This window comes from Aeromonas genomosp. paramedia (assembly GCF_023093515.1).
Taxonomy (GTDB): Bacteria; Pseudomonadota; Gammaproteobacteria; order Enterobacterales; family Aeromonadaceae; genus Aeromonas.
Window position 1 is genome coordinate 196,056 of sequence record NZ_JAAROG010000017.1, and the last position, 21,855, is coordinate 217,910.

At 60.5% G+C, this 21,855-nt stretch carries 16 protein-coding genes; 11 read left to right on the top strand and 5 right to left on the bottom strand.

Going from position 1 to position 21,855, the window contains the following annotated elements:
* Positions 1 to 5 precede the first annotated feature (5 nt).
* From oppB to HB860_RS11450, 3 genes are all read right to left on the bottom strand, one after another.
* On the bottom strand, positions 6 to 926 hold the full coding sequence (gene oppB / locus HB860_RS11440; RefSeq protein ID WP_041205427.1) for an oligopeptide ABC transporter permease OppB: 921 nt from the start codon (positions 924 to 926) through the stop codon (positions 6 to 8).
* Between the two features lie 96 nt (positions 927 to 1,022).
* Positions 1,023 to 2,642, bottom strand: coding sequence for an ABC transporter substrate-binding protein (locus HB860_RS11445; RefSeq protein ID WP_139434114.1), 1,620 nt, complete (start codon positions 2,640 to 2,642; stop codon positions 1,023 to 1,025).
* Between the two features lie 280 nt (positions 2,643 to 2,922).
* A complete protein-coding gene (locus tag HB860_RS11450) occupies positions 2,923 to 3,558 on the bottom strand; it encodes a YchE family NAAT transporter (RefSeq protein ID WP_162519108.1) in 636 nt (211 codons plus the stop codon).
* An 896-nt stretch (positions 3,559 to 4,454) separates the two neighbouring features.
* Here HB860_RS11450 and adhE point away from each other — a divergent pair.
* From adhE to HB860_RS11475, 5 genes are all read left to right on the top strand, one after another.
* Positions 4,455 to 7,142, top strand: coding sequence for a bifunctional acetaldehyde-CoA/alcohol dehydrogenase (gene adhE, locus HB860_RS11455; protein WP_247626729.1), 2,688 nt, complete (start codon positions 4,455 to 4,457; stop codon positions 7,140 to 7,142).
* Between the two features lie 110 nt (positions 7,143 to 7,252).
* On the top strand, positions 7,253 to 8,488 hold the full coding sequence (locus HB860_RS11460) for an HD-GYP domain-containing protein (protein WP_171269608.1): 1,236 nt from the start codon (positions 7,253 to 7,255) through the stop codon (positions 8,486 to 8,488).
* A gap of 352 nt (positions 8,489 to 8,840) precedes the next feature.
* Complete coding sequence (locus tag HB860_RS11465; protein ID WP_247626730.1) at positions 8,841 to 10,532, top strand: sensor histidine kinase; 1,692 nt, start codon at positions 8,841 to 8,843, stop codon at positions 10,530 to 10,532.
* Positions 10,529 to 11,233, top strand: a complete 705-nt coding sequence (btsR, locus tag HB860_RS11470; protein WP_247626731.1) for a two-component system response regulator BtsR — start codon at positions 10,529 to 10,531, stop codon at positions 11,231 to 11,233. Before HB860_RS11465 ends, btsR begins: the two co-directional genes overlap by 4 nt.
* Before the next feature lie 142 nt (positions 11,234 to 11,375).
* The gene (locus tag HB860_RS11475; protein ID WP_139434120.1) at positions 11,376 to 12,797 is read left to right on the top strand and encodes a carbon starvation CstA family protein; all 1,422 of its coding nucleotides are present in this window, start codon (positions 11,376 to 11,378) and stop codon (positions 12,795 to 12,797) included.
* Positions 12,798 to 12,868: 71 nt separating this feature from the next.
* Here the strand turns inward: HB860_RS11475 and HB860_RS11480 are convergent, their stop codons facing one another.
* Positions 12,869 to 14,497: a mechanosensitive ion channel family protein gene (locus HB860_RS11480; RefSeq protein WP_432612678.1), complete on the bottom strand. Its 1,629-nt coding sequence runs from the start codon at positions 14,495 to 14,497 to the stop codon at positions 12,869 to 12,871.
* A 224-nt stretch (positions 14,498 to 14,721) separates the two neighbouring features.
* Here HB860_RS11480 and HB860_RS11485 point away from each other — a divergent pair, with 224 nt between their 5' ends.
* The 5 genes from HB860_RS11485 (at position 14,722) to HB860_RS11505 (ending at position 19,975) form a co-directional block, all read left to right on the top strand.
* Positions 14,722 to 15,054 (top strand): DUF3302 domain-containing protein, encoded by a 333-nt coding sequence (locus tag HB860_RS11485; RefSeq protein WP_202045145.1) that lies wholly within the window; start codon positions 14,722 to 14,724, stop codon positions 15,052 to 15,054.
* Between the two features lie 10 nt (positions 15,055 to 15,064).
* Positions 15,065 to 16,102, top strand: coding sequence for an HlyD family secretion protein (locus HB860_RS11490; RefSeq protein ID WP_139434122.1), 1,038 nt, complete (start codon positions 15,065 to 15,067; stop codon positions 16,100 to 16,102).
* A 113-nt stretch (positions 16,103 to 16,215) separates the two neighbouring features.
* On the top strand, positions 16,216 to 17,976 hold the full coding sequence (locus tag HB860_RS11495; RefSeq protein WP_247626732.1) for a DEAD/DEAH box helicase: 1,761 nt from the start codon (positions 16,216 to 16,218) through the stop codon (positions 17,974 to 17,976).
* Positions 17,977 to 18,068: 92 nt separating this feature from the next.
* Positions 18,069 to 19,502, top strand: a complete 1,434-nt coding sequence (gene dacB / locus HB860_RS11500; RefSeq protein WP_247626733.1) for a D-alanyl-D-alanine carboxypeptidase/D-alanyl-D-alanine endopeptidase — start codon at positions 18,069 to 18,071, stop codon at positions 19,500 to 19,502.
* Between the two features lie 215 nt (positions 19,503 to 19,717).
* Entirely contained in the window at positions 19,718 to 19,975 is a 258-nt protein-coding gene (locus HB860_RS11505; RefSeq protein WP_010674029.1) for a GrxA family glutaredoxin, read from the top strand.
* A gap of 60 nt (positions 19,976 to 20,035) precedes the next feature.
* Here the strand turns inward: HB860_RS11505 and HB860_RS11510 are convergent, their stop codons facing one another.
* A complete protein-coding gene (locus tag HB860_RS11510) occupies positions 20,036 to 20,245 on the bottom strand; it encodes a DUF1653 domain-containing protein (RefSeq protein WP_005326862.1) in 210 nt (69 codons plus the stop codon).
* 359 nt (positions 20,246 to 20,604) lie between these two features.
* On the opposite strand from HB860_RS11510, the gene HB860_RS11515 reads away from it, so the two are divergent.
* Positions 20,605 to 21,819, top strand: a complete 1,215-nt coding sequence (locus HB860_RS11515) for a pyridoxal phosphate-dependent aminotransferase (protein ID WP_117403192.1) — start codon at positions 20,605 to 20,607, stop codon at positions 21,817 to 21,819.
* Positions 21,820 to 21,855 lie beyond the last annotated feature (36 nt).

The following is a 21,855-nucleotide window of genomic DNA, read 5'->3' on the forward strand; positions in this document are numbered from 1 at the left end:
CCGGCTTAGTAACGGATCTTGGGATCGATGACGGCATAGAGAATATCGACCACGGCGTTAAAGGTGATGGTGAGGGCGCCGACCAGTATGGTCAGGCCGAGCACCATGGAGTAATCACGGTTCAGTGCACCGTTGACGAACAGCTGGCCAATCCCCGGCAGGCCGAAGATGGTCTCGATGACCACGGAGCCGGTGATGATGCCCACGAACGCCGGGCCCAGATAGGAGACCACCGGCAGCATGGCCGGACGCAGCGCGTGTCTCAGGATGATATGGCGCAGCGGCAGCCCCTTGGCGCGGGCGGTACGGATGAAGTTGGAGTTCATGGTCTCAATCATGCTGCCACGCATGATGCGGGAGATGGCGGAGATGTAGTACATCATCATGCCGAACACCGGCAGCACCATGAACTGCACACCGCCCCCCTGCCAGCCTCCCGCCGGGAACCAGCCCAGGTAGATACTGAAGAAGAGCACCAGCAAGGGTGCCAGCACGAAGCCGGGGATCACCACCCCGGCCATGGCCGACGACATCAGCAGATAATCGATGAGGGTGTTCTGTTTCAAGGCCGCAATGGTGCCGAACGTGACTCCCAGTGTCACCGCCAGCAGGAAGGCGACCGAACCAATCTTGGCGGAGACCGGCAGCGCCTGGCTCACCAGATCGTTGACGGTGAAATCCTTGTATTTGAAGGAGGGCCCCAGATCCCCCTGGACCAGGTTGCCCAGATAGGTGAGGTATTGCACGCCGATGGGCTTGTCCAGGCCATATTTGGCCTCGATGTTGGCAAGCACTTCCGGCGGCAGGGCGCGTTCGCTGGTAAAGGGGTTACCCGGCGCGAAACGCATCATGAAGAAGGAGACGGTGATCAAGACCAGCAGAGTCGGGATCGCTTCCAGTAGACGTTTAAGGATGAATTTCAACATAGACATTTCCTGTCCTGTACTGCTTCCAAAGGGTCGCGGTTGTAATAAAGGCCCGCCGTCCGGCGGGCCTGCTTGTTATGCGACTTGTTTCTTTACTCAGTGAGCAATGATGTACATGTCTTTGCTGTAGAGGTTGTCCAGCGGGTTGGCCGGGTAGCCGCCCACATAGGGCTTGACCATGCGGGAGGTCACGTACTGATAGATGGGGGCGATCGGCATGTCCTTGGCCAGGATATCTTCGGCCTGGACATAGAGCTTGTTGCGCGCATCCGCATCCACCTGATTGCGGGACTCGCTCATCAGCTTGTCAAAGGCGGTGTTGGAATATTTGCCGTCGTTGTTGCCGTGGGTGGTCTGCATCAGATCCAGCATGGAAGAGGCTTCGTTGTAGTCCGCAATCCAGCCGGCGCGACCCACGTCGAAGTTACCCTGCTTCTTGGTTTCCAGGTAGGTCTTCCACTCCTGGTTCACCAGGCTCACCTGCACGCCCAGCTTCTTCCACATGGAGGCGACGGCCACGGCCACCTTCTTGTGGTTGTCGTCCGTGTTGTAGAGCAGCTCGAACTTGAGCGGCTTGCCCGGGCCGTAACCGGCCTCGGTCAACAGCTCTTTCGCCTTGGCGTCACGCTCGGCCTGGGTCAGCTTGGACCAGGCCGGGGCCACCGGCTTGAAGCCATCCACGAAGTCAGGCACCAGGGTGTAACCCGGGGTCTCGCCCTTGCCCATCACCTTGTCGGCGATCACGTTGCGATCGATGGCATAGGAGAGCGCGGTACGCACCCGCACGTCGTCAAACGGCTTGTGCTTGAAGTTGTACTGGTAGTAGTAGGTGCCCACATAGCCGCTCACCTGCACCTCGTTCGGGTGCTCCTTCTTCATCTGCTTGAAGCGCTCGATGGGCATGTTGTAGGTGAGATCGACTTCACCGGCCAGGTAGCGGTTCAGCTCGGCGTTGGTGGACTGGATGGGCAGGTAGGTGACCTTCTCGATCACTGTCTTGGCGTTGTTCCAGTAGCTGGGGTTGCGCTCGACGTCGACGCGCTCGTTGACCACCCAATCCTTCAGCACATAGGCGCCGTTGGAAACCATGTTGCCGGGCTGGGTCCACTTGTCACCAAACTTCTCGACCACTTTCTTCGGCACCGGGTAGGTGGTGGTGTGGGAGAGCATGCTGACGAAGTAAGGCACCGCCTTCTCCAGCTGGACTTCGAAGGTGTAGTCGTCGCTGGCTTTCACCCCCAGGGTGTCGGCCGGTTTCTTGCCACCAATGATGTCGGTAGCGTTGACTATGGTCGGGATCTCCATGTACCAGGAGTAAGGAGAAGCCGTCTTGGGATCCACCGCGCGCTGGAAGGCGAAGACGAAATCATGGGCGGTGACCGGATCCCCGTTGGACCACTTGGCATCTTTGCGCAGGTGGAACACGAAGTGTTTGTTGTCCTTGGTTTCCCAGGACTCGGCGACGCCGGGCAGGGTTTCACCCTTGGGGCCTGAGGTGACGAGACCCTCGAACAGATCGCGCAGAATATTGGATTCAACCGTTCCTTCGGTCTTGTGCGGATCCAGGGTGGCTGGCTCGGAGCCATTGCCTTTCACCAGAGTCTGCTCGGGGGCGAGCTTGGTGCCGGCGGGGACGTCGGCGGCCTGGGCCAGGGTGGCGCCACCAAAGAGTGCAGTCAATAAAAGGGTATTAATAATTGTTTTTCTATGAGTCATTTCCATACTCCAACAAGAACATTCCATGCATTTGTCCATTCACGAGATAAAAATCCCGCTGCCCGCATAATTCCCTGACAATTCTGATAATGCAATAGATATCATCAGGTGGGGGCGGCTTTGGCGGTCAAAAAAACAGCTTTAAACCATTTATTCAGCATTTAAATATCGTGCAATGGGCGTTTTTTATACAAAGCCGCTCGATTCTAGGAAATGACTAACAAAAAAGAAACAATAAAAAGCCGGTCACGAGGACCGGCTCCGACAAAACAGACCTGAATCACATCAATCCGGGAAAGACTCCCTTGATCCCTGCAACCATGATCTCGATGCCAAGAGACATCATGATGAGACCCATGATCCGGGTCACCACGTTGATGCCGGTGTTGCCCATCAGCTTGAACAGCAGAGGGGCGGCACGGAAGATGAGCCAGGAGCAGTAGGCAAAGGCCATCACCACCACGAACATGCCCATCAGCTCGGGCAGGGTCTTCTGGCTGGCATAGACGATGGAGGATGAGATGGCCCCGGGGCCGGCCATCAGCGGCAGCGCCAGGGGCACCACGGCGATGGATTCGCGTGCGGCCAGTTCACCCTTCTCCTGCTTGTTGTGCTTCACCTCCCCCAGCTTGCCCTGCAACATGGACCAGGCGATCAAAGTGATGAGCGAGCCGCCTGCAATGCGGAACGAGGCGAGCGAGATGCCGAAACCGTCGAGGATCAGCTGCCCCATGCACATGGAGACCATGAGGATGATCATCACGGCAATATGGGCCGTGGTGTTGGTCTTCCTGCGCTCATCCGGCTGCATGTGGCCCGTCAGGCTCACAAAGACCGGCAACAGACCCAGCGGGTTGATGATCGCAAACAGGCCAACGAAAAATTTCAGGTATAAAGAGAAGTCAATTGCTGCCATAAGCGCCATCCAGAACCAATTCGGGCCACCGAGGGCCATCCCCCGTCAAACTGCGCGTAAATTTACACCATGATATTTCCCTTCTCCAATCAAATAATCTCACCCTTTCCGGGGCTTTTCAGTTAGTTCCTCTAATGAATCGACAAAAATCAACATATCGAGTTGTTAATCGCCATGGAGGCCATTTAACACGCTTGCAAAGTGTGGCGGCGTTTTATATCGAAACTCCCAGTCATCACCCTATTTCCCTTCAAGAAAGCGTCATTTTCATGGATTGATCTGGATGACCCCAGGGGATAACCCCTATTCATCCCCACAGCGCGCCCCAGGCTGGCGCCCTATCTTCACCCCGATCTGCCCGGGGCGGCCATGCAGCAAGCCGTGCCCCCGCACAGGCGTCGCCATGGGATTTGCCGAACAGCCCCCAGAGCCCGGCACAAAGGCCCGCGCTGGATGAAAACAACCACCACTTTTTCCAACAGAAATGAAACGCCGACCTCTCTATCAGGGCGAGAGGCTTGCAAGGGCCGCCACCAGGCCTAACCTCACCGCCCTCCTTGCCAGCGGCGAAACAGCGGGGGGATGTGAGGCAACGGTTTGATACCTGGCGCAAAAATGGCTGTTCACCTCGTGTTCATCCCCCCGGCGCTCTACTCTACAAATGCGCAACATCTGGCCGACCGGGATGGTGAAACAAAATTTCTTTTGTTCTTTTGTTACATATGATCCAGATCAATCTTTTCTGACACATCCCGGCTCTATAATCGAGCCAGAAAACAATTTAGTAAGGCATGTAAATACCCCGTTATGGTGATTCTCTCCTTGACAGGGCGGCTATAATTGCCGGGCATTGCCAAGGTCTTACTAAACAGTTTTCAAATCATCAGGAGATAAACATGGCAGTAACCAATTTGGCTGAACTGGATGCACTGGTTGCCCGCGTCAAAGAAGCCCAGCGTGAATTCGCCAGCTTCTCGCAAGAGCAGGTAGACAAGGTCTTCCGCGCCGCCGCCCTGGCCGCCAGCAACGCCCGTATTCCCCTGGCCCAGATGGCAGTGGCTGAGTCCGGCATGGGCATCATCGAAGACAAGGTCATCAAAAACCACTTCGCCTCCGAATACATCTATAACGCTTACAAAGACGAGAAGACCTGCGGCATCCTGAGCCAGGACGACGAGATGGGCACCATCACCATCGCCGAGCCGGTAGGCATCATCTGCGGTATAGTGCCGACCACCAACCCGACCTCCACTGCTATCTTCAAGGCTCTCATCTCCCTGAAGACCCGCAACGCCATCATCTTCTCCCCACACCCCCGCGCCAAGAACTCCACCAATACCGCTGCCAAGCTGGTACTGGATGCAGCCATCGCCGCCGGTGCCCCGAAGAACATCATCGGCTGGATCGACCAACCGTCCGTCGAGCTCTCCAACGCCCTGATGAAGCACAACGACATCAACCTGATCCTGGCCACCGGTGGCCCGGGCATGGTGAAGGCCGCCTACTCCTCAGGCAAACCCGCCATCGGTGTGGGCGCCGGTAACGTGCCCATCGTTATCGACGAAACCGCCGACATCAAGCGTGCCGTCGCCTCCATCCTGATGTCCAAGACCTTCGACAACGGCGTGGTCTGTGCGTCCGAGCAGGCCGTCATCGTGGTCGACTCCATCTACAACCAGGTCAAAGAGCGTTTCGCGACTCACGCCGGCTACATCCTCTCCAAGGACGAAGCCGACAAGGTGCGTAAGGTGCTGCTGATCAACGGCGCCCTGAACGCCGACATCGTGGGCCAGCCCGCCACCAAGATCGCCGCCATGGCCGGTGTGACAGTGCCTGCCACCACCAAGATCCTCATCGGTGAAGGTCTGGAGCTCTGTGCAGAGGACGAGTTCGCTCACGAGAAGCTCTCCCCGACCCTGGGTATGTTCCGCGCCAAGAACTTCGAAGAAGCCGTCGAAATGGCCTGCGACATGGTCAACATCGGTGGTATCGGCCACACCTCCGGCCTCTACACCGACCAGGATCGCAACGCCGACCGCATCAAGTACTTCGGCGACAAGATGAAGACTGCCCGTATCCTGATCAACACCCCCTCCACCCAGGGCGGTATCGGTGACCTGTACAACTTCGCTCTCGCCCCGTCCCTGACCCTGGGTTGCGGCTCCTGGAGTGGTAACTCCATCTCCGAGAACGTCGGTCCCAAGCACCTGATCAACAAGAAGACAGTCGCAAAACGGGCAGAAAATATGCTGTGGCACAAACTTCCGAAATCCATCTACTTCCGTCGTGGTTCCCTGCCGATCGCCCTGGGCGACCTGGAAGGCAAGAAGCGCGCCATGGTGGTCACCGACCGCTTCCTGTTCAACAACGGCTATGCCGATGAAGTGGTTCGTCTGCTCAAGAAGCTGAACATGGAAGTGGAAATCTTCTACGAAGTAGAAGCCGACCCCACCCTGTCCGTGGTTCGCAAGGGCGCCGAGATGGCGAACTCCTTCAAGCCGGACGTGATCGTCGCCCTGGGCGGTGGTTCACCCATGGATGCAGCCAAGATCATGTGGGTCATGTACGAGCACCCGGACACCGCGTTCGAAGACCTGGCCATGCGCTTCATGGACATCCGCAAGCGTATCTACAAGTTCCCGAAAATGGGCGTGAAGGCCGAACTGGTCTGCATCACCACCACTTCCGGTACAGGTTCTGAAGTGACCCCGTTTGCGGTCGTGACCGACGACGCCACCGGCATGAAGTACCCGCTGGCCGACTACGAGCTGACCCCGAACATGGCCATCGTCGATGCCAACCTGGTCATGGGCATGCCCAAATCCCTGTGTGCCTTCGGCGGTATCGATGCCGTGACCCACGCCATGGAAGCCTATGTCTCCGTGCTGGCCAACGAATACTCCGACGGTCAGGCGCTGCAAGCCCTGAAACTGCTGAAAGAGTATCTGCCCTCCAGCTACCAGAACGGTGCCAACGACCCGGTTGCCCGCGAGAAGGTGCACAACGCCGCGACCATCGCCGGTATCGCGTTCGCCAACGCCTTCCTGGGTGTGTGCCACTCCATGGCCCACAAGCTGGGTGCGGAGTTCCACATCCCCCACGGCCTGGCCAACGCCCTGCTGATCAGCAACGTCATCCGCTACAACGCGAACGACAACCCGACCAAGCAGACCGCGTTCTCCCAGTACGACCGTCCGCAGGCTCGTCGTCGCTACGCCGAAGTGGCCGACCATCTGGGTCTGACTGCCGCCGGCGACCGCACCGCTGCCAAGATCGAGAAGCTGCTGACCTGGCTGGACGAGCTGAAAGCGACCCTGGGGATCCCGGCCTCCATCCGTGAAGCCGGCGTGAACGAGACCGACTTCCTGGCCAAGGTTGACCAGCTGGCCCTGGAAGCCTTCGATGACCAGTGCACCGGCGCCAACCCGCGCTACCCGCTGATCACCGAGCTCAAAGCCATACTGATGGACACCTACTACGGCCGTCCCTTCACCGAGGAAGCTCAGGTAGCGACCAAGGTTGAGGCCAAGGTCGACGCCAAGGTCGACGCCAAGGTCGACAGCAAGAAAAAATCCAAGGCCTGATAACCGGCAAGGATGACAAGAGCCCGCGCACATGCGCGGGCTTTTTTGTTTGTCTATCTGTTTAATTTTGCTAGCTTGTTGATAGGCAAATTCGACAGAAGAGTGAGTCTATGGCGCTGATCCAGGCCTCCATCGAGCAGTTGAGAGTCGGCCACTACATCCATCTCCCCACGGGATGGACCAGCCACCCTTTCATGTTCAACGCCTTCAAGATCAAGGACCAGCAGCAGCTCGAGATCATCCGCCACCTCGACCTCACCCTGCTGATGGTGGATCCCGACAAGAGCGATCTCCCCGTCGAGCCCCTGCTGCGGGCCGAGCCGACCCCTTCGCCCGATCTCGGGGCAGCGCAAGATGCCTCCCCCCTACCGACCGAACCCGCGTTTGACGAAAAGGCCTTTCGCCGCTCCCTGCGCACCGCCGACAAGGCATTCGGCCAATCCCTGTCAGATCTTCGGGATGCCCTCGGCGCCCTCAATCTCAAGCCTGACGAGGGACTGGCCAATACCGCCCAGATGGTGCGCACCGTCGCCGCCCGCCTCGCCGACCACCAGGGGCCCCTGGGCCTGCACCTCATTCGCAGCCAGCACACGGACATCCTGCTGCAACACAGCCTGAGCGTGGCCTTCATCGCCATGCTGATGGCAAGGGAGCTCGGCATGAGCCATATCGAGATCGAGGAGGCGGGGCTGGCTGGCCTGCTGCACGACATCGGCGAGCTCAGGATCCCGAGCCAGATCACCCAGAAGCGGGGAGAGCTCAGCCGCGCCGAGCAGAATTTTCTCAACATGCATCCCCAGTACGGGCTGGAGATGCTCAACCAGTGGCAGGCCTTCGAACCCAGGATCCGCGAGGTTGCCCACCTCCATCACGAGCGGCTGGACGGCAGCGGCTTTCCCCTCGGCATTCAGGGGGACAGGATACCTCCCCTCGCCCGCCTCATCGGCCTGGTGGACTATTACGACGAGCTGCTGCACCCGCGCAGCGGCCTCCACCCGGCAGGGCCGAGTCAGGCCATCGGCCAGCTCTACAAGTTGTCCCAGAAGAAATTCGATCAAGATCTGGTCAGATTGTTGATAAAGGTGCTGGGGGTCTATCCGCCCGGATCCCTGGTACGCCTGGAGGATGATACGGTGGCGCTGGTGCTCTCGACCGAACCCAGCATGCCCCTCAAACCCAAGGTGCAACCCTATATCAGGGGACAGCGCCCGGAAGCCGTGGCCATGATGGATCTGCGGGAAGATGGGAGAAGCATCATAGCCACCCTCAGGCAGGAGGAGCTGGATGAGGGGCAACGGCCATTTTTCAACCTGGGCCGACGCGTCTGCTACTATTTCGCCTTCTGAGTTATCCCCAGAAGCTGGGGATAACTCATTGGACAAACCTGAATAATTGCTCGAGCCCCCTCAAAATCGTCCGCCATTGGAGCTGGATAAAAAACGCCCAGCCGAAGGCCGGGCGGAGCATGCCACCTCCGTGTGGCGCACCCAGTGGGCACATTCATGCTCACTCCAGCAATATCAAGCTCCGCCCGGTTACACAAATATCAATTTAACGTGCTGATTTTATATGGTTTTATTTTTTCATTCTGGCAAACTGCCCCCGCCATGGGGCCGCGTCCTGCATCAGGACGGGATCTTGCTCACAGTACGCCCTGATGGCGCTCTGACCCGGGATCACTCTTGAGGAAGGTTTTTTATGCAATTAGTCCTCTCCCTGCTCCAGCAGATGAGCGTCAGCCTGGTCATTGCCTACCTCTTCTCCAAGAGTCCCTTGCTGCGCCCCCTGGCCAACTACTCGGTCAGACTTCCGCACAAGATACTGATATACGTCATCTTCTCCTGCTTCTGCATACTGGGCACCTATGTGGGGCTGGACATAGACGACGCCATCGCCAATACCCGCGCCGTCGGCGCCGTGCTGGGAGGGCTGCTGGGGGGCCCCCTGGTGGGCTTTCTGGTAGGGCTGACCGGGGGACTGCATCGCTATACCCTGGGGGGCTTTACCGATCTCGCCTGCGCCATCTCCACCACCTGCGAGGGGCTGCTGGGGGGCCTGGTGCACTGGCGGCTGATGCGAACGAACCGGGTGGATGCCCTGTTCACTCCCCGGATTGCCTTCTTCACCACCCTCTACGCCGAGATCCTGCAGATGGTCATCATCCTGCTGGTCGCCACCCCGTCCGAGCAGGCCCTGCAGCTGGTGCGCACCATAGCCACCCCGATGATCCTCGCCAACTCCTGCGGGGCGGCGCTCTTTATCAGCATGATCCGCGACCAGCAGCGGATGTACGAGAAGTTCTCCCGGGTCTTCTCCGCCAAGGCGCTCACCATCGCCAACCGCACCCTGGGGATCATGGCCCAGGGCTTCACCCCGGAGGCGAGCCGCAAGATAGCCCACATAGTGCAGGAGGAGACCGGGGTCGGCGCCGTCGCCATCACGGACACCGACAAGATCCTCGCCTTCATCGGCACCGGGGAGGATCACCACAAGCCGGGCACCCCCATCACCTCCGCCATCACACTGCAGGCTATAGCCCAGAACAAGGTGCTGTTTGCCGACGGCAATAGTCAGCCCTATCGCTGCAGCCTCTCCCCCCAGTGCCAGCTCGGCTCCGTGCTGGTGATCCCGCTGCAGGGAGACAGAGGAGTAATAGGCACCATAAAGCTCTACGAGCCCAAGAAGCGGCTCTTCCTCAAGATCAATCACACCCTGGGGGAAGGGATAGCCAACCTGTTGTCGCAACAGCTGCTGGCCGGCCGGCTGGAGCAGCAGCAGCGCCTGCTGGTGCAATCCGAGCTCAAGCTGGTCCAGGCGCAGATCAATCCCCATTTTCTGTTCAACACCCTCAATACCATCAGTGCCATCACCCGCCGTGATCCGGGCCGGGCGCGGGAGCTGCTGCTGCACCTCTCCCGCTTCTTTCGCAACAACCTCAAGCGCCAGAGCGGCTTGACCACGCTGCGGGAGGAGCAGGAGCACTGCCAGTCCTATCTGGAGATAGAGCAGGCCCGCTTTGGCGAGCGCCTGACCGTCATCAACGAGATACCGCCACACCTGGCCAACATGCAATTGCCGAGCTTCACCCTGCAGCCCCTCATCGAGAATGCCATCAAGCACGGGATCTGCTTCCTGCTGGAGCAGGGGCGGATCCGGCTCTTCGCCGAGGAGGGGCAAGAGAGTGTCACCCTCTGCGTGGAGGACAATGCCGGAGCCTGGCAGCCGGGCCCCCAGGGGGACGGCCTTGGCATGAGCATTGTGGACAGGCGGCTCAAGAGTGCCTTCGGCGAGCGCTTTGGCATCCAGGTGCAGTGTGAGCCGGAGCACTGGACCCGGGTCTCTTTCACCCTGCCCAGACAGCCGGATTCCCCTTCCAAGGAGATGACATGATCCGCACCCTGATCGTCGACGACGAACCCTATGCCCGCGAGGAGCTAGCCGAGCTGCTCGGCAGCGACCCCGACATCGAGATCCTCGGCTCGGCCGCCAATGCCATAGAGGCGCTCTCCCTCATTGCGCGACTCAAGCCGGAGGTGGTGTTTCTCGACATCCAGATGCCCAAGCTCAGCGGCATGGAACTGGTGGCCATGCTGGACCCCCTGCCCCGCATCGTCTTTGTCACGGCGTTTGATGACTATGCCATCCAGGCCTTCGAGGAGAACGCCTTCGACTACCTGCTCAAACCGGTGGAACCTGCCCGCCTCGCCAAGACGCTGGCGCGCCTCAAGCAGGATCTCAGCCCCCAGCCGGTGGCGGCGCTGACACCGGCCATTCGCCACATTCCCGGCTATCTGCACAACCGGGTGCGGCTGCTGCCCATAGAACAGGTGGAGTACGCCTTCTCGGATCTCGGCGGGGTGCACGTCGCCTGCCAGGGGGAGCTGTTTCACACCCAGCTCACCTTGAAATCCCTGGAGGAGAAGACCCCGCTGCTGCGCTGCCACCGCCAGTACCTGGTGGCCCCGACCGCCATCTTCGAGATCCAGTTGCTGGAAAACCAGCTGGCCCAGATAGTCACCCCGAGCGGTGCCCGGGTGCCGGTCAGCCGACGCTATCTCAAGGAGCTGAAAGACGAGCTAGGGCTGGAATAAGGTCGCCCGCTGTGCGCCGGATCACAACAGGCGACCGCTCGGGTCGCCATGTCGCCGCTCACCCTCATTTACCTGCCGTTAACAGAAGCCCCCACCTAGACTGGCTGCGCACACCAAACAATAACAAAGCAGGAGCGTAGCAATGATCTGGTTCTTCCTCTGTGTCGGCTTACTTGTCGCCGGCTACTTCATCTATGGCAAATTCGTCGAGCGCATATTCGGGCCCAAGCCCGAATTGAAGACCCCCGCCATCACCATGGCGGACGGGGTGGACTATGTCCCCATGTCGGACAAGAAGGTCTACCTGGTGCAACTGCTCAACATCGCCGGCGTCGGCCCCATCTTCGGCCCCATACTCGGTGCCCTCTATGGTCCGGTCGCCATGCTCTGGATAGTGTTCGGCTGCATCTTCGCCGGCGCGGTCCACGACTACTTCTCCGGCATGCTGTCGGTGCGCGCCAGGGGCGCCTCGGTACCGACCGTGGTCGGCGAGCACCTCGGCACCGCCGCCAAGCACTTCATGAACCTCTTTGCCGTGGTGCTGCTGATGCTGGTGGGTGTGGTCTTCGTGCTGAGCCCGGCGGGTCTCCTGGCCAACCTCACCTCCACCGACCTGGTCTACTGGATAGTGGCGATCTTCGCCTACTACATCCTCGCCACCATAGTCCCCATCGACAAGATCATCGGCCGCTTCTACCCCATCTTCGGCGCCCTGCTGGTGTTCATGTCGGTCGGCCTCATCATCGGCCTCATCGTCTCAGGCAAAGGCTTCTACAACACCGGAATGGATTTTTCCAACCTGCACCCGACCGAGCTGCCGCTCTGGCCGCTGCTGTTCATCACCATCGCCTGCGGCGCGGTATCGGGCTTCCACGCCACCCAGTCACCGCTGATGGCCCGCTGCATGCAGAACGAAAAATCCGGCCGTTTCATCTTCTACGGCGCCATGATAGGTGAAGGGATCATCGCCCTCATCTGGTGCACCCTGGGTCTCTCCTTCTACGACAGCACGGAGGCGCTCAACGCCACCATGGCGAACGGCGGCCCGGCGGCCGTGGTACACGAGGTCTCCACCAGCCTGCTCGGCACAGTGGGCGGCATCCTGGCCATCCTCGGCGTGGTGATCCTGCCCATCACCTCCGGTGACACCGCGTTTCGCAGCGCTCGCCTCATAGTGGCGGACTTCCTGAAGATGACCCAGAAGCCGCTGGCCAAGCGTCTGCTGATCGCCATCCCCATGTTCATCCTCGGTTTCATCATCTCCAAGGCCGAGTTCGGGGTGATCTGGCGCTACTTCGGCTGGGCCAACCAGACCACAGCCGTCATCATGCTGTGGGCCGCCGCCGCCTACCTCATCAAGGAGGGCAAGCTGCACTGGATCTGCACCATACCCGCCATCTTCATGACCGCCGTGGTGATCACCTACCTGGCCAACGCCCCCATCGGCTTCGGGCTGGCGATGAACGTCTCCACCATCATAGGCCTGGTGAGCACCGCCCTCATCACCCTGGCCTTCCTGGTGAAGTTCAGACCCTCCCAGCTGAGGGAAGCCAAGGAGAGCTGAGTCCCGAGACTGCATTTTCCCCATGACAAGAGGCCCGGCATTGCTGCCGGGCCTCTTCATTTTCCGGGGAGCTACCCTTTGCTGGTCGTCCCGGGCGCCTCGGCGGGCGCCTGGTACCAATGTTCCCTCGCCACCAGTACCGCCTGCTCCGGCTGGGCGATGAAGTTGGGGGACATGATCTGCACCCCGAACTCGTTGAACACGTCCTGGATATGGCCGTGAAGCTCGGTCTTGACCACGGCGGGGAGCAGGTCAGCCTTCATCCTTACCTGCAGTTCGTATTCCACATACCAGTCCTGCAGATTCAGCTGGCGCACCAGTGGCGGCTCGGACTGATTGAGCAGGGTGCAGCGGCGGGCCGCCAGCTCCAGCATGGCGTGCACCTGACGCCAGGGCGCATCGTAGCCGATAGTCACCTTGGTCAACAGTGCGACCCCCTTCTCCCCCGCCAGCCGCGTCAGGTTCACCACCTTGCCCCCCACCACCACGGCATTGGGCAGGGTCACCTCGTGATCCTGGCGGGTCACCAGCTTGGTGGAGAGGGCATTGAGCTCGCTCACCATCCCCTCAACTTCACCAATCTGCACCAGATCGCCGGGCCGCAGGGCGCGGGAGTAGATGAGCACCAGGCCGCTCATGGCATGGTTCATGATGCCAGCCGACCCCAGTGTCACCATGAGACCGAAGAAGACGCTGATCCCCTTGAAGGCGTCGGAGTCGGCACCGGGCAGATAGGGGTAGGCCACGGTCAGGGCAAACAGCCAGATCACCACCGAGAGCAACCGCCGGGTGGCCCCTATGGTCTCGGCATGCAGCCCCTGCACGCGAAACTGTCCCCGCTCGATGCGATCGAAGAGGATGGCCAGCATCCGGATGAAGAAGCGGGTGATGATGGCGATCAGCAACACTGTCACCAGGCCCGGCATGGCCGCAATCATGCCCTCCAGCATGTCGCCGCACAGGGCAAACAGGGAGTCTCCCAGCCGCTCGCTCCAGGCCCGGGTCTGGGGGAAGAGGCCAAGCACATAGGTGAGCCAGCCATAGGTGAGCATGAAGACCAGCAACAGGGTCAGCAGGCCGAGCAAGCGGACCTCCACGTTGCCCGCCACCTGACGCCACTGGTGGGGGATCAATCCCTTCTGCAGCAGGAGGCGATTGGCGAGCCACTTCCTGAGCCGCCTATGCCCCCATTGCAGCGCCCAGATGAGGCCGAAGAAGATCAGGCTGGCCAGGATCGCCATGCCGCTGGCCTTGACCAGATAGGGGGTCGAGTGCAGCTCAAGGTACTTGAGCCGAACCTTGTCGAGCCGCTGGCGGACCCGCTCGCTCGCCTGATCCAGGCTCAGCTCGTCGAGGGCTTCCAGATCCCCCTCCACCAGCACCAGGATCCGCTTGCCATTGACCAGAAACTCCCGGCTGTCCTGCCCGAAGCGCCTGGCGCTCACCAGGGTCACCGGCTGTTCAAGGTCGGAGGCCTGCATCTGCTTGATCCGCTCCTGCACCAGCCGGACCCTGCCCGCCCCGTCCAGGCTGCCAAACTTGGCCTGGAGCATGACGATGGGTTCATGGAGCAGCACCAGGGTCTGTGCCTTCTCCTGCTCGGTCGGCTCCAGCCTGGGTTCGGCGGCCCATGCCACCGTGGTCTGGGCAAGCATGAGCAGCAGCCCCAGCCAGAGGTTCATCCTGTATCGCCTTTCCATCGCGCATCCTTTCTGTTACGAGACATACGAATCTCTTTCCTGCTTGATTTTATAGAAATATTTAGACGGTGCATGTTAAATAACCAACCGGTTAACCTAGCCTGTACTGGCAAGCTAACTCCCCGATTGCACTCTTGCGATCTGCTAATATGCTGTCATCATGAGCCGATTATTGTGAATGCCAGGCTCCGGGTATGGCCTCGCGACTTAGATGGGAGAAATCGATGGTACTTGACTACATTGCCCTGGGAATATTGGTGTTCGTCGTCTTGATCATGTTCTATGGAGTCATCGTCATCCACGACATTCCGTATGAAATCGCCAAGCATCGCAATCACCCCCACCAGGATGCCATTCATGTGGCCGGCTGGGTCAGCCTGTTCACCCTGCACGTACTCTGGCCTTTCCTCTGGATCTGGGCCACGCTCTATCGCCCCGATCGCGGCTGGGGGTTCAGTCAGCGTCTTGAAAAAGACGAAGACGAAATCAACGCACTCAAGCAGGAACTTGCCGCCCTGCAGGCCCGTATGACCACGCTCGAACAGACTGAAAAATAGGTAACCCTCCATGGATTTGCTACTTATTCTCACCTATACGGCCATCTGTGTAGGGATTTTCAAGATCTTCAAGATCCCGCTCAACAAGTGGACCGTGCCGACCGCCGTGCTGGGTGGCGTCATCATCATCGGGGCCCTGATCACCCTGATGAACTACAACCACCCCTATGCCCAGACGGCCCGGAATTACTACGTCTCCACCCCAGTCGTGCCCCTGGTGAAGGGTCGAGTGACCGAGGTCCCCGTCCAGCCCAACCAGGCTGTGAAGCAAGGCGACGTGCTGTTCAAGATAGATCCGGTGCGCTTCGAGCAGAAGGTCAACAGTCTGGCCGCCCGTCTCACCGCCAGCAAGGAGAGCCTCAACTCCATCAACGCCAGGCTCCGCTCTGCGGTGCTTGACCGGGATCGGGCGAAAGAGCTGATGCGCCGTGGTATCGGCAAGCAGCGCGATCTGGATGTGACACAGGCCAACGTCGATGACATCACGGCACAGATAGATCAGCAGAAGGCGACCATCGACGATCTGCAGGCCCAACTGGGCGAAGCGCAGTACAACCTGGAGCAGACAGTGGTCTATGCCCCCTCGGATGGCTATGTGCTGCAAATGGCCCTGCGCCCCGGCATGGTGGCCACCCCCTACCTCTATCGCCCCGTGATGACCTTCGTTCACAAGGACGAGAACTTCTATGTGGGCTGGTTCTGGCAGAACAGCATGCAACGCCTCAAGGCGGGTGACGAAGCGGAAGTGGTCATCGATGGTGCCCCTGGCCGCATCTTCAAGGGCAAGGTCGAGGCCATCATCCCGGCCATGGCACCCGGCAACATACAGGCCAACGCCCCCTTGCTGGACCAGAACTCGGCGCAGCAACCGGGTCGCCTGCCGGTGCTCATCCGCATCACGGATCCGGACTGGGCCCAGTATCAGGTGATCGCCGGCTCCAGCGGCCAGGCCGCCATCTATACCGAACACATGCACCACGTGGCCATCATGCGCAAGATCCTGCTGCGCATGGGCAGCTGGCTCAACTACCTGTTCCCCTTCCACTAAGCACCTTGGTGGTACCTGCGGGCCGGCATCATGCCGGCCCGCTGTTTTTGTGGCCCCAAGATCCCTATAATGGCGCCATCCTGCGCCGCACCATGTCCACACGCCACGCTCTCATGTTCGTTCTCAGACCCTATCAAACCGACGCCGTCAACGCCGTGATCAGCCACTTTCGCAAGCACCCGGATCCCGCCGTGGTGGTGCTGCCCACAGGGGCGGGCAAGAGCCTGGTGATCGCCGAGCTGGCCCGCAAGGCCCGTGGCCGGGTGCTGGTGCTGGCCCATGTCAAGGAGCTGGTGGAGCAGAACCACGCCAAGTACGAGGCCTGGGGGCTCAAGGCCGACATCTTTGCCGCCGGGCTCGCACGCAAGGAGGCGAGCGCCCAGGTGGTGTTCGGCTCGGTGCAGTCGGTGGCGCGCAATCTGGATGCCTTCGACGGCGCCTTCTCGCTGCTCATCATCGACGAGTGTCACCGGGTCTCGCTCGATGACGACAGTCAGTACCATCAGGTGATCGAGCACCTCAAGGCCGCCAATCCCGCCCTCAAGATCCTCGGCCTCACCGCCACGCCTTATCGGCTGGGGCTGGGCTGGATCTACCGGCGCCACTACCACGGCATGGTGAAGAGCCACGGGGAGCGGCTGTTCGGTGACTGCGTGTTCGAGCTGCCCCTGCGCTTCATGGTGAAAAACGGCTACCTGACGCCGCCGCGCATGATCGATGCCCCCATAGTCCATTACGACTTCAGCAAGCTGGTAGCGCGGGAGAACGGCCTGTTCAGCGAGGCGGATCTCAACGGCGAGCTCAAGCGCCAGCAGCGGGTCACCCCCCATATCCTGAACCAGGTGCTCGAGTATGCGGCCGAGCGCCAAGGGGTGATGATCTTCGCCGCCACCGTCGAGCACGCCCGGGAAATTCAGGGACTGCTGCAGGCCAAATCCCAGAGCGCGGCCCTCGTCACCGGCGAGACACCGGGACCGGAGCGCGATGCCCTCATCAGCGCCTTCAAGGGGCGGGAGATCAAGTTTCTGGTCAACGTGGCGGTGCTCACCACCGGCTTCGATGCCCCCCATGTGGATCTCATCGTGATGCTCAGACCCACCGAGTCGGTGTCGCTCTATCAGCAGATTGTGGGCAGGGGCCTGCGCCTCTCGCCGGGCAAGAGCGATTGTCTGGTGCTCGACTACGCGGGCAACAACTTCAACCTGTTCGCCCCCGAGGTGGGGGAGCCCAGACCCCACGCCGGCACCGAGCCGGTACAGGTGCCCTGCCCCGCCTGCGGCTTTGCCAACACCTTCTGGGGCAAGACAGACGAGGAGGGCAAGGTGGTCGAGCACTACGGCCGCCGCTGTCAGGGGCTGTTTGAAGATGACGAGGGCCACCGCGAGGAGTGCGACTATCGCTTTCGCGCCAAGATCTGTCCCGGTTGCGGCGCCGAAAACGACATCGCCGCCCGCCGCTGCCAGAGCTGCGATCAGCTGCTGGTAGATCCTGACGACAAGCTCAAGGAGGCGCTCAATCTCAAGGACTGCATGGTCATCCGCTGCGCGGGGCTGACCCTCACCGCAGGGCGCGGCAAACAGGGGGAGCGGCTGGAGGTGACCTATCACGATGAGGACGGTCTCACCCTGACGGAGTACTTCGCCTTTCACACCAGCGGTGCACGGCGCTTGTTTCAACAACGCTTTGTGCGTCATCATTGGCCCGCCCCGGGCCTGGAGCCCGAATTCACCACCATGGCGAGCGTGCTGGCGGCAGAAAGCCAGTTCCGTCACCCGGATTTCGTCATCGCCCGCAAGTCGGGGCGTTTCTGGCAGGTGAAGGAGAAAATTTTTGATTATGAAGGGCGGTACCGGACTGCCAACGCCTTTGCCTAGCCACGCCGTCTGGCGGGCAAATGACAGACACCAGGTTTGATTATCAGGGGCGCATCGCACTGCCGGCGCCCTTCGTTCAGTTAGAGGATCTTATGCAGCGGTTGTTGATTGGTTTTTGTGCTCTCTTTTCCCTGGTGGCCCAGGCCACCCCGCTGACCCCGCCCAAGGGGGGCCAGTACGCCATCATAGTCCAGGGCAACAACGGGGTGGAGTTTGCCCGCCACGCCGACGATATGATAGCCCCCGCCTCCACCATGAAGGTGCTGACCGCCCTGGCCGCCCGCCTCGAGCTCGGCGCCGACTTCCGTTTCGCCACCGATATCCAGGCCCAGGCTGGCGCCAGGCAGGGCACCACCATCAACGGCGACATCTGGATCAACTTCGTCGGCGACCCCACATTGTCGCGGATGGATCTGGTGGCCCTGTTCAAGCAGCTCGGGGTCACCCGCATTCAGGGCAATGTCTATGTCAACACCGGCGCCTACAACGGCTATGAGCGCGGCAACGGCTGGTCCTGGGGGGATCAGACCCTCTGCTTCGCGGCCCCCGTCTCCTCCGTCATCATCGACAAGAACTGCGCCTACGGCACCATCACCGCCACCCAGATTGGCAGACCTGCGGTGGGCAACGTCGCCACCGGCGTCCCCATCGGCATAGGTGCCGACAACGTGGAGGTGATGAGCTATGGCGACATGGCGCGTCAGTTCTGCGCCCTGGAAGTGGACATGGCCAAGGGCAACTTCTACGAGCTCAAGGGCTGCATCACCCCGAACAAGGAGCCGCAGGGCCTGCGCTTCGCCATCCACGACGTGGAAGCCTGGGGCTGGGACAACATCCGCTGGGCCATGAACCGCGCCGGCATCAGCCACGACGGCCTGCTGCGTGTCACCCACAAGACCCCGGTTGGCGCCGAAACCCTGGCCACCCACTACTCGGTCTCCCTGCCGGTGATGCTCTCCAAGATGCTGAAGAAATCCGACAACCTCTACGCCGACACCTTCCTCAAAACCGTGGGCCGTCACTACTACAACAAGCCGGGCAGCTATCGCAGTGGCACCATGGCGGTGCGCGCCATTCTGACCAAGAACGGCATCGATCTGGGCAACGCCACCCTGGCCGACGGCTCCGGTCTCTCCGCCCACAATCTCATCAGCGCTCGCCAGATGCTGTCGGTGCTGAACTTCATCCAGAAGAACGACGCCCAGCTCGACTTCATCAAGCTGCTGCCGAGCTCCCAGGTGGACGGCACCCTGGCCTGGCGACGCAGTGTCACTGCCCCCATGATGAAGAACAAGGTGCACGCCAAGACGGGCACCATCACCGGCACCTCGAACCTGGCTGGCTTCATCGACACCGCCGGTGGTCAGCGCAAGGCCTTCGTGATGTTCCAGCGCGGCCTCTCCCAGGATCCGGTCACCCACGAGCGCTACCGCGCCAGCAAGGCCCCCTGGCCCTGGACCGTCTTCGAAAAGGGGGTGCTGGAGAGCATCTATCAGCAGCAGCCCATCCAGATTGCCGAGCAGTGATGAACAATATGGGTGGCCTTGCCAGCAAGGCTGGCTCGAGAAGGAAACTCCCATCGCCGCCAATCCAGAATGCCGCGCCAGGTGCCGATCCCTTTCCGGGGTGCAATCGAGCACGGCGAATGGGCGTATCGGTATTTTCAGCTTTGACTGGCCAGGAGCCGAGGCTATGCTGTCGCCAGCCTCGTCTCAACGGCCTTATCTAACGGAGAGAAAAGATGTTTGTAGAAATTTTTGGTCGCCCGGGTTGCCCCTATTGCGTTCGTGCCAAGCAGATTGCCGAGCAGCTGACCGAGGAGCGCGATGACTTCGAGTTCCGCTATGTGGACATCAACGTCGCCGGGCTCACCAAGGACGATCTGGCCGCCAAGGCGGGCAAGCCCGTCACCACGGTGCCGCAGATCTTCCTGGACGAGCAGCACATCGGTGGCTGCACCGATTTCGAGGCCTATGCCAGAGCCAATCTGGGTCTGTAAGACAGATTTACCAATGCAAAAGGCGCCTCAGGCGCCTTTTTTCATGTCGCTTTACCAAGCTCATGCCACCGGCGTGAAGCGGCTCACCACCTGCCCCTGATGCTCAATCCACTCCATGAACATGGCGACCGGGCGGGCATAGACCTGTCCATCCTGCTCGGATTGGTAGACAACCAGCTGTTCCTGGGTTTCGGTGTGCAGGGCCAGGGCCAGCACTTGATAGTAACCCCCCTTGAAGTGGCGGTAGCGACCGGTGGCGGGTGCGTGCATGAAGATCCTCGACGACAGGATGAAAGGGCGCCCTGGGCTGCGCGCGCCCTTGGCCGGCAGCAGGGGTTGGAGCAGATTTTTACCCCAGCCAATCGTGCCAGATGGGGGGGATAATTCAATACACTCTTGCTGCTTTATGAACCTCCCCCTCATCTTTCACTAGTCTCTCGCGAGAGAGGCAAACGATCCTGCTGAATTTAACAGACTGGTAACCCTGTTTCAGGGGTAAATATCAGGGATTTATTCCATAAATTAGATTGTTCTAGCATTCAATTCTGTGAAGAATAGGGGTAGAGAAATTTGATACTAAAAACAGCTTTTCTGCCAACGCGCCCCTAGGGGAAGGAATCACGCTCACCATGTTCACTATCGACAAGTCGCACAAGCTCGACGATGTCTGCTATGACATTCGCGGCCCGGTGCATAAAGAGGCCCGCCGTCTCGAGGACGAAGGCCACCGCATCATCAAGCTCAACATCGGCAACCCGGCCCCGTTCGGCTTCGATGCGCCGGAGGAGATCATCAAGGATGTGATCCTCAACATGCCCCAAAGCCAGGGCTACTGCGACTCCAAGGGGCTCTTCTCGGCCCGCAAGGCGGTGATGCAGTACTACCAGCAAAAGGGGATGCGCAAGGTCGACATCGACGACATCTACATCGGCAACGGCGCGAGCGAGCTCATCGTCATGGCCATGCAGGCGCTGCTCAACAACGGCGACGAGATGCTGGTGCCCTCCCCCGACTACCCGCTCTGGACCGCCGCCGTCACCCTCTCCGGTGGTCATGCGGTGCACTACCGCTGCGACGAAGGGGCCGACTGGTATCCGGATCTGGACGACATCCGCGCCCGCATCACCCCGCGCACCCGCGGCCTGGTGCTGATCAACCCGAACAACCCGACCGGCGCCGTCTACGGCAGCGAGTTCCTGCTGGAGGTGATCGAGATCGCCCGCCAGCACAACCTCATCATCTTCGCCGACGAGATCTACGACAAGATCCTCTACGACGACATCTCCCACACCAGCGTCTGCACCCTGTGCGACGATGTGATGGTGGTGACCTTCAACGGCCTCTCCAAGGCCTACCGTGCCTGCGGCTTCCGTCAGGGCTGGATGGTCATCACAGGGCCCAAGGGCCGCGCCAAGGGCTACATCGAGGGGCTGGAGATGCTGGCCTCCATGCGCCTGTGTGCCAACGTGCCCATGCAGCACGCCATCCAGACCGCCCTCGGGGGTTACCAGAGCATCAACGAGCTGATCCTGCCGGGCGGCCGCCTGCGCCGCCAGCGGGACAAGGCCTGGGAGCTCTTGAACGAGATCCCCGGGGTCTCCTGCGTCAAGCCCAAGGGGGCGCTCTACATGTTCCCGCGCCTGGACCCCAAGGTGTATGACATCCGCGACGACCAGAAGATGGTGTTCGATCTGCTGCAGCAGGAAAAATTGCTGCTGGTACAGGGCACCGGCTTCAACTGGCCCGCGCCGGATCACTTCCGCCTGGTGTTCCTGCCCCGGGAAGAGGAGCTGGAAGAGGCCATCGGCCGTCTCGCCCGCTTCCTCAAGGGCTACAAGCAGTAAGCAAAGCTCATGAAAAAGGCTCCCGCGGGAGCCTTT

Coding starts and splice junctions, on each gene's coding strand:
- oppB (WP_041205427.1), bottom strand. CDS start 926: ATGTTGAAATTCATCCTTAAACGTCTACTGGAAGCGATCCCGACTCTG.
- HB860_RS11445 (WP_139434114.1), bottom strand. CDS start 2,642: ATGACTCATAGAAAAACAATTATTAATACCCTTTTATTGACTGCACTC.
- HB860_RS11450 (WP_162519108.1), bottom strand. CDS start 3,558: ATGGCAGCAATTGACTTCTCTTTATACCTGAAATTTTTCGTTGGCCTG.
- adhE (WP_247626729.1), top strand. CDS start 4,455: ATGGCAGTAACCAATTTGGCTGAACTGGATGCACTGGTTGCCCGCGTC.
- HB860_RS11460 (WP_171269608.1), top strand. CDS start 7,253: ATGGCGCTGATCCAGGCCTCCATCGAGCAGTTGAGAGTCGGCCACTAC.
- HB860_RS11465 (WP_247626730.1), top strand. CDS start 8,841: ATGCAATTAGTCCTCTCCCTGCTCCAGCAGATGAGCGTCAGCCTGGTC.
- btsR (WP_247626731.1), top strand. CDS start 10,529: ATGATCCGCACCCTGATCGTCGACGACGAACCCTATGCCCGCGAGGAG.
- HB860_RS11475 (WP_139434120.1), top strand. CDS start 11,376: ATGATCTGGTTCTTCCTCTGTGTCGGCTTACTTGTCGCCGGCTACTTC.
- HB860_RS11480 (WP_432612678.1), bottom strand. CDS start 14,497: ATGGAAAGGCGATACAGGATGAACCTCTGGCTGGGGCTGCTGCTCATG.
- HB860_RS11485 (WP_202045145.1), top strand. CDS start 14,722: ATGGTACTTGACTACATTGCCCTGGGAATATTGGTGTTCGTCGTCTTG.
- HB860_RS11490 (WP_139434122.1), top strand. CDS start 15,065: ATGGATTTGCTACTTATTCTCACCTATACGGCCATCTGTGTAGGGATT.
- HB860_RS11495 (WP_247626732.1), top strand. CDS start 16,216: ATGTTCGTTCTCAGACCCTATCAAACCGACGCCGTCAACGCCGTGATC.
- dacB (WP_247626733.1), top strand. CDS start 18,069: ATGCAGCGGTTGTTGATTGGTTTTTGTGCTCTCTTTTCCCTGGTGGCC.
- HB860_RS11505 (WP_010674029.1), top strand. CDS start 19,718: ATGTTTGTAGAAATTTTTGGTCGCCCGGGTTGCCCCTATTGCGTTCGT.
- HB860_RS11510 (WP_005326862.1), bottom strand. CDS start 20,245: ATGCACGCACCCGCCACCGGTCGCTACCGCCACTTCAAGGGGGGTTAC.
- HB860_RS11515 (WP_117403192.1), top strand. CDS start 20,605: ATGTTCACTATCGACAAGTCGCACAAGCTCGACGATGTCTGCTATGAC.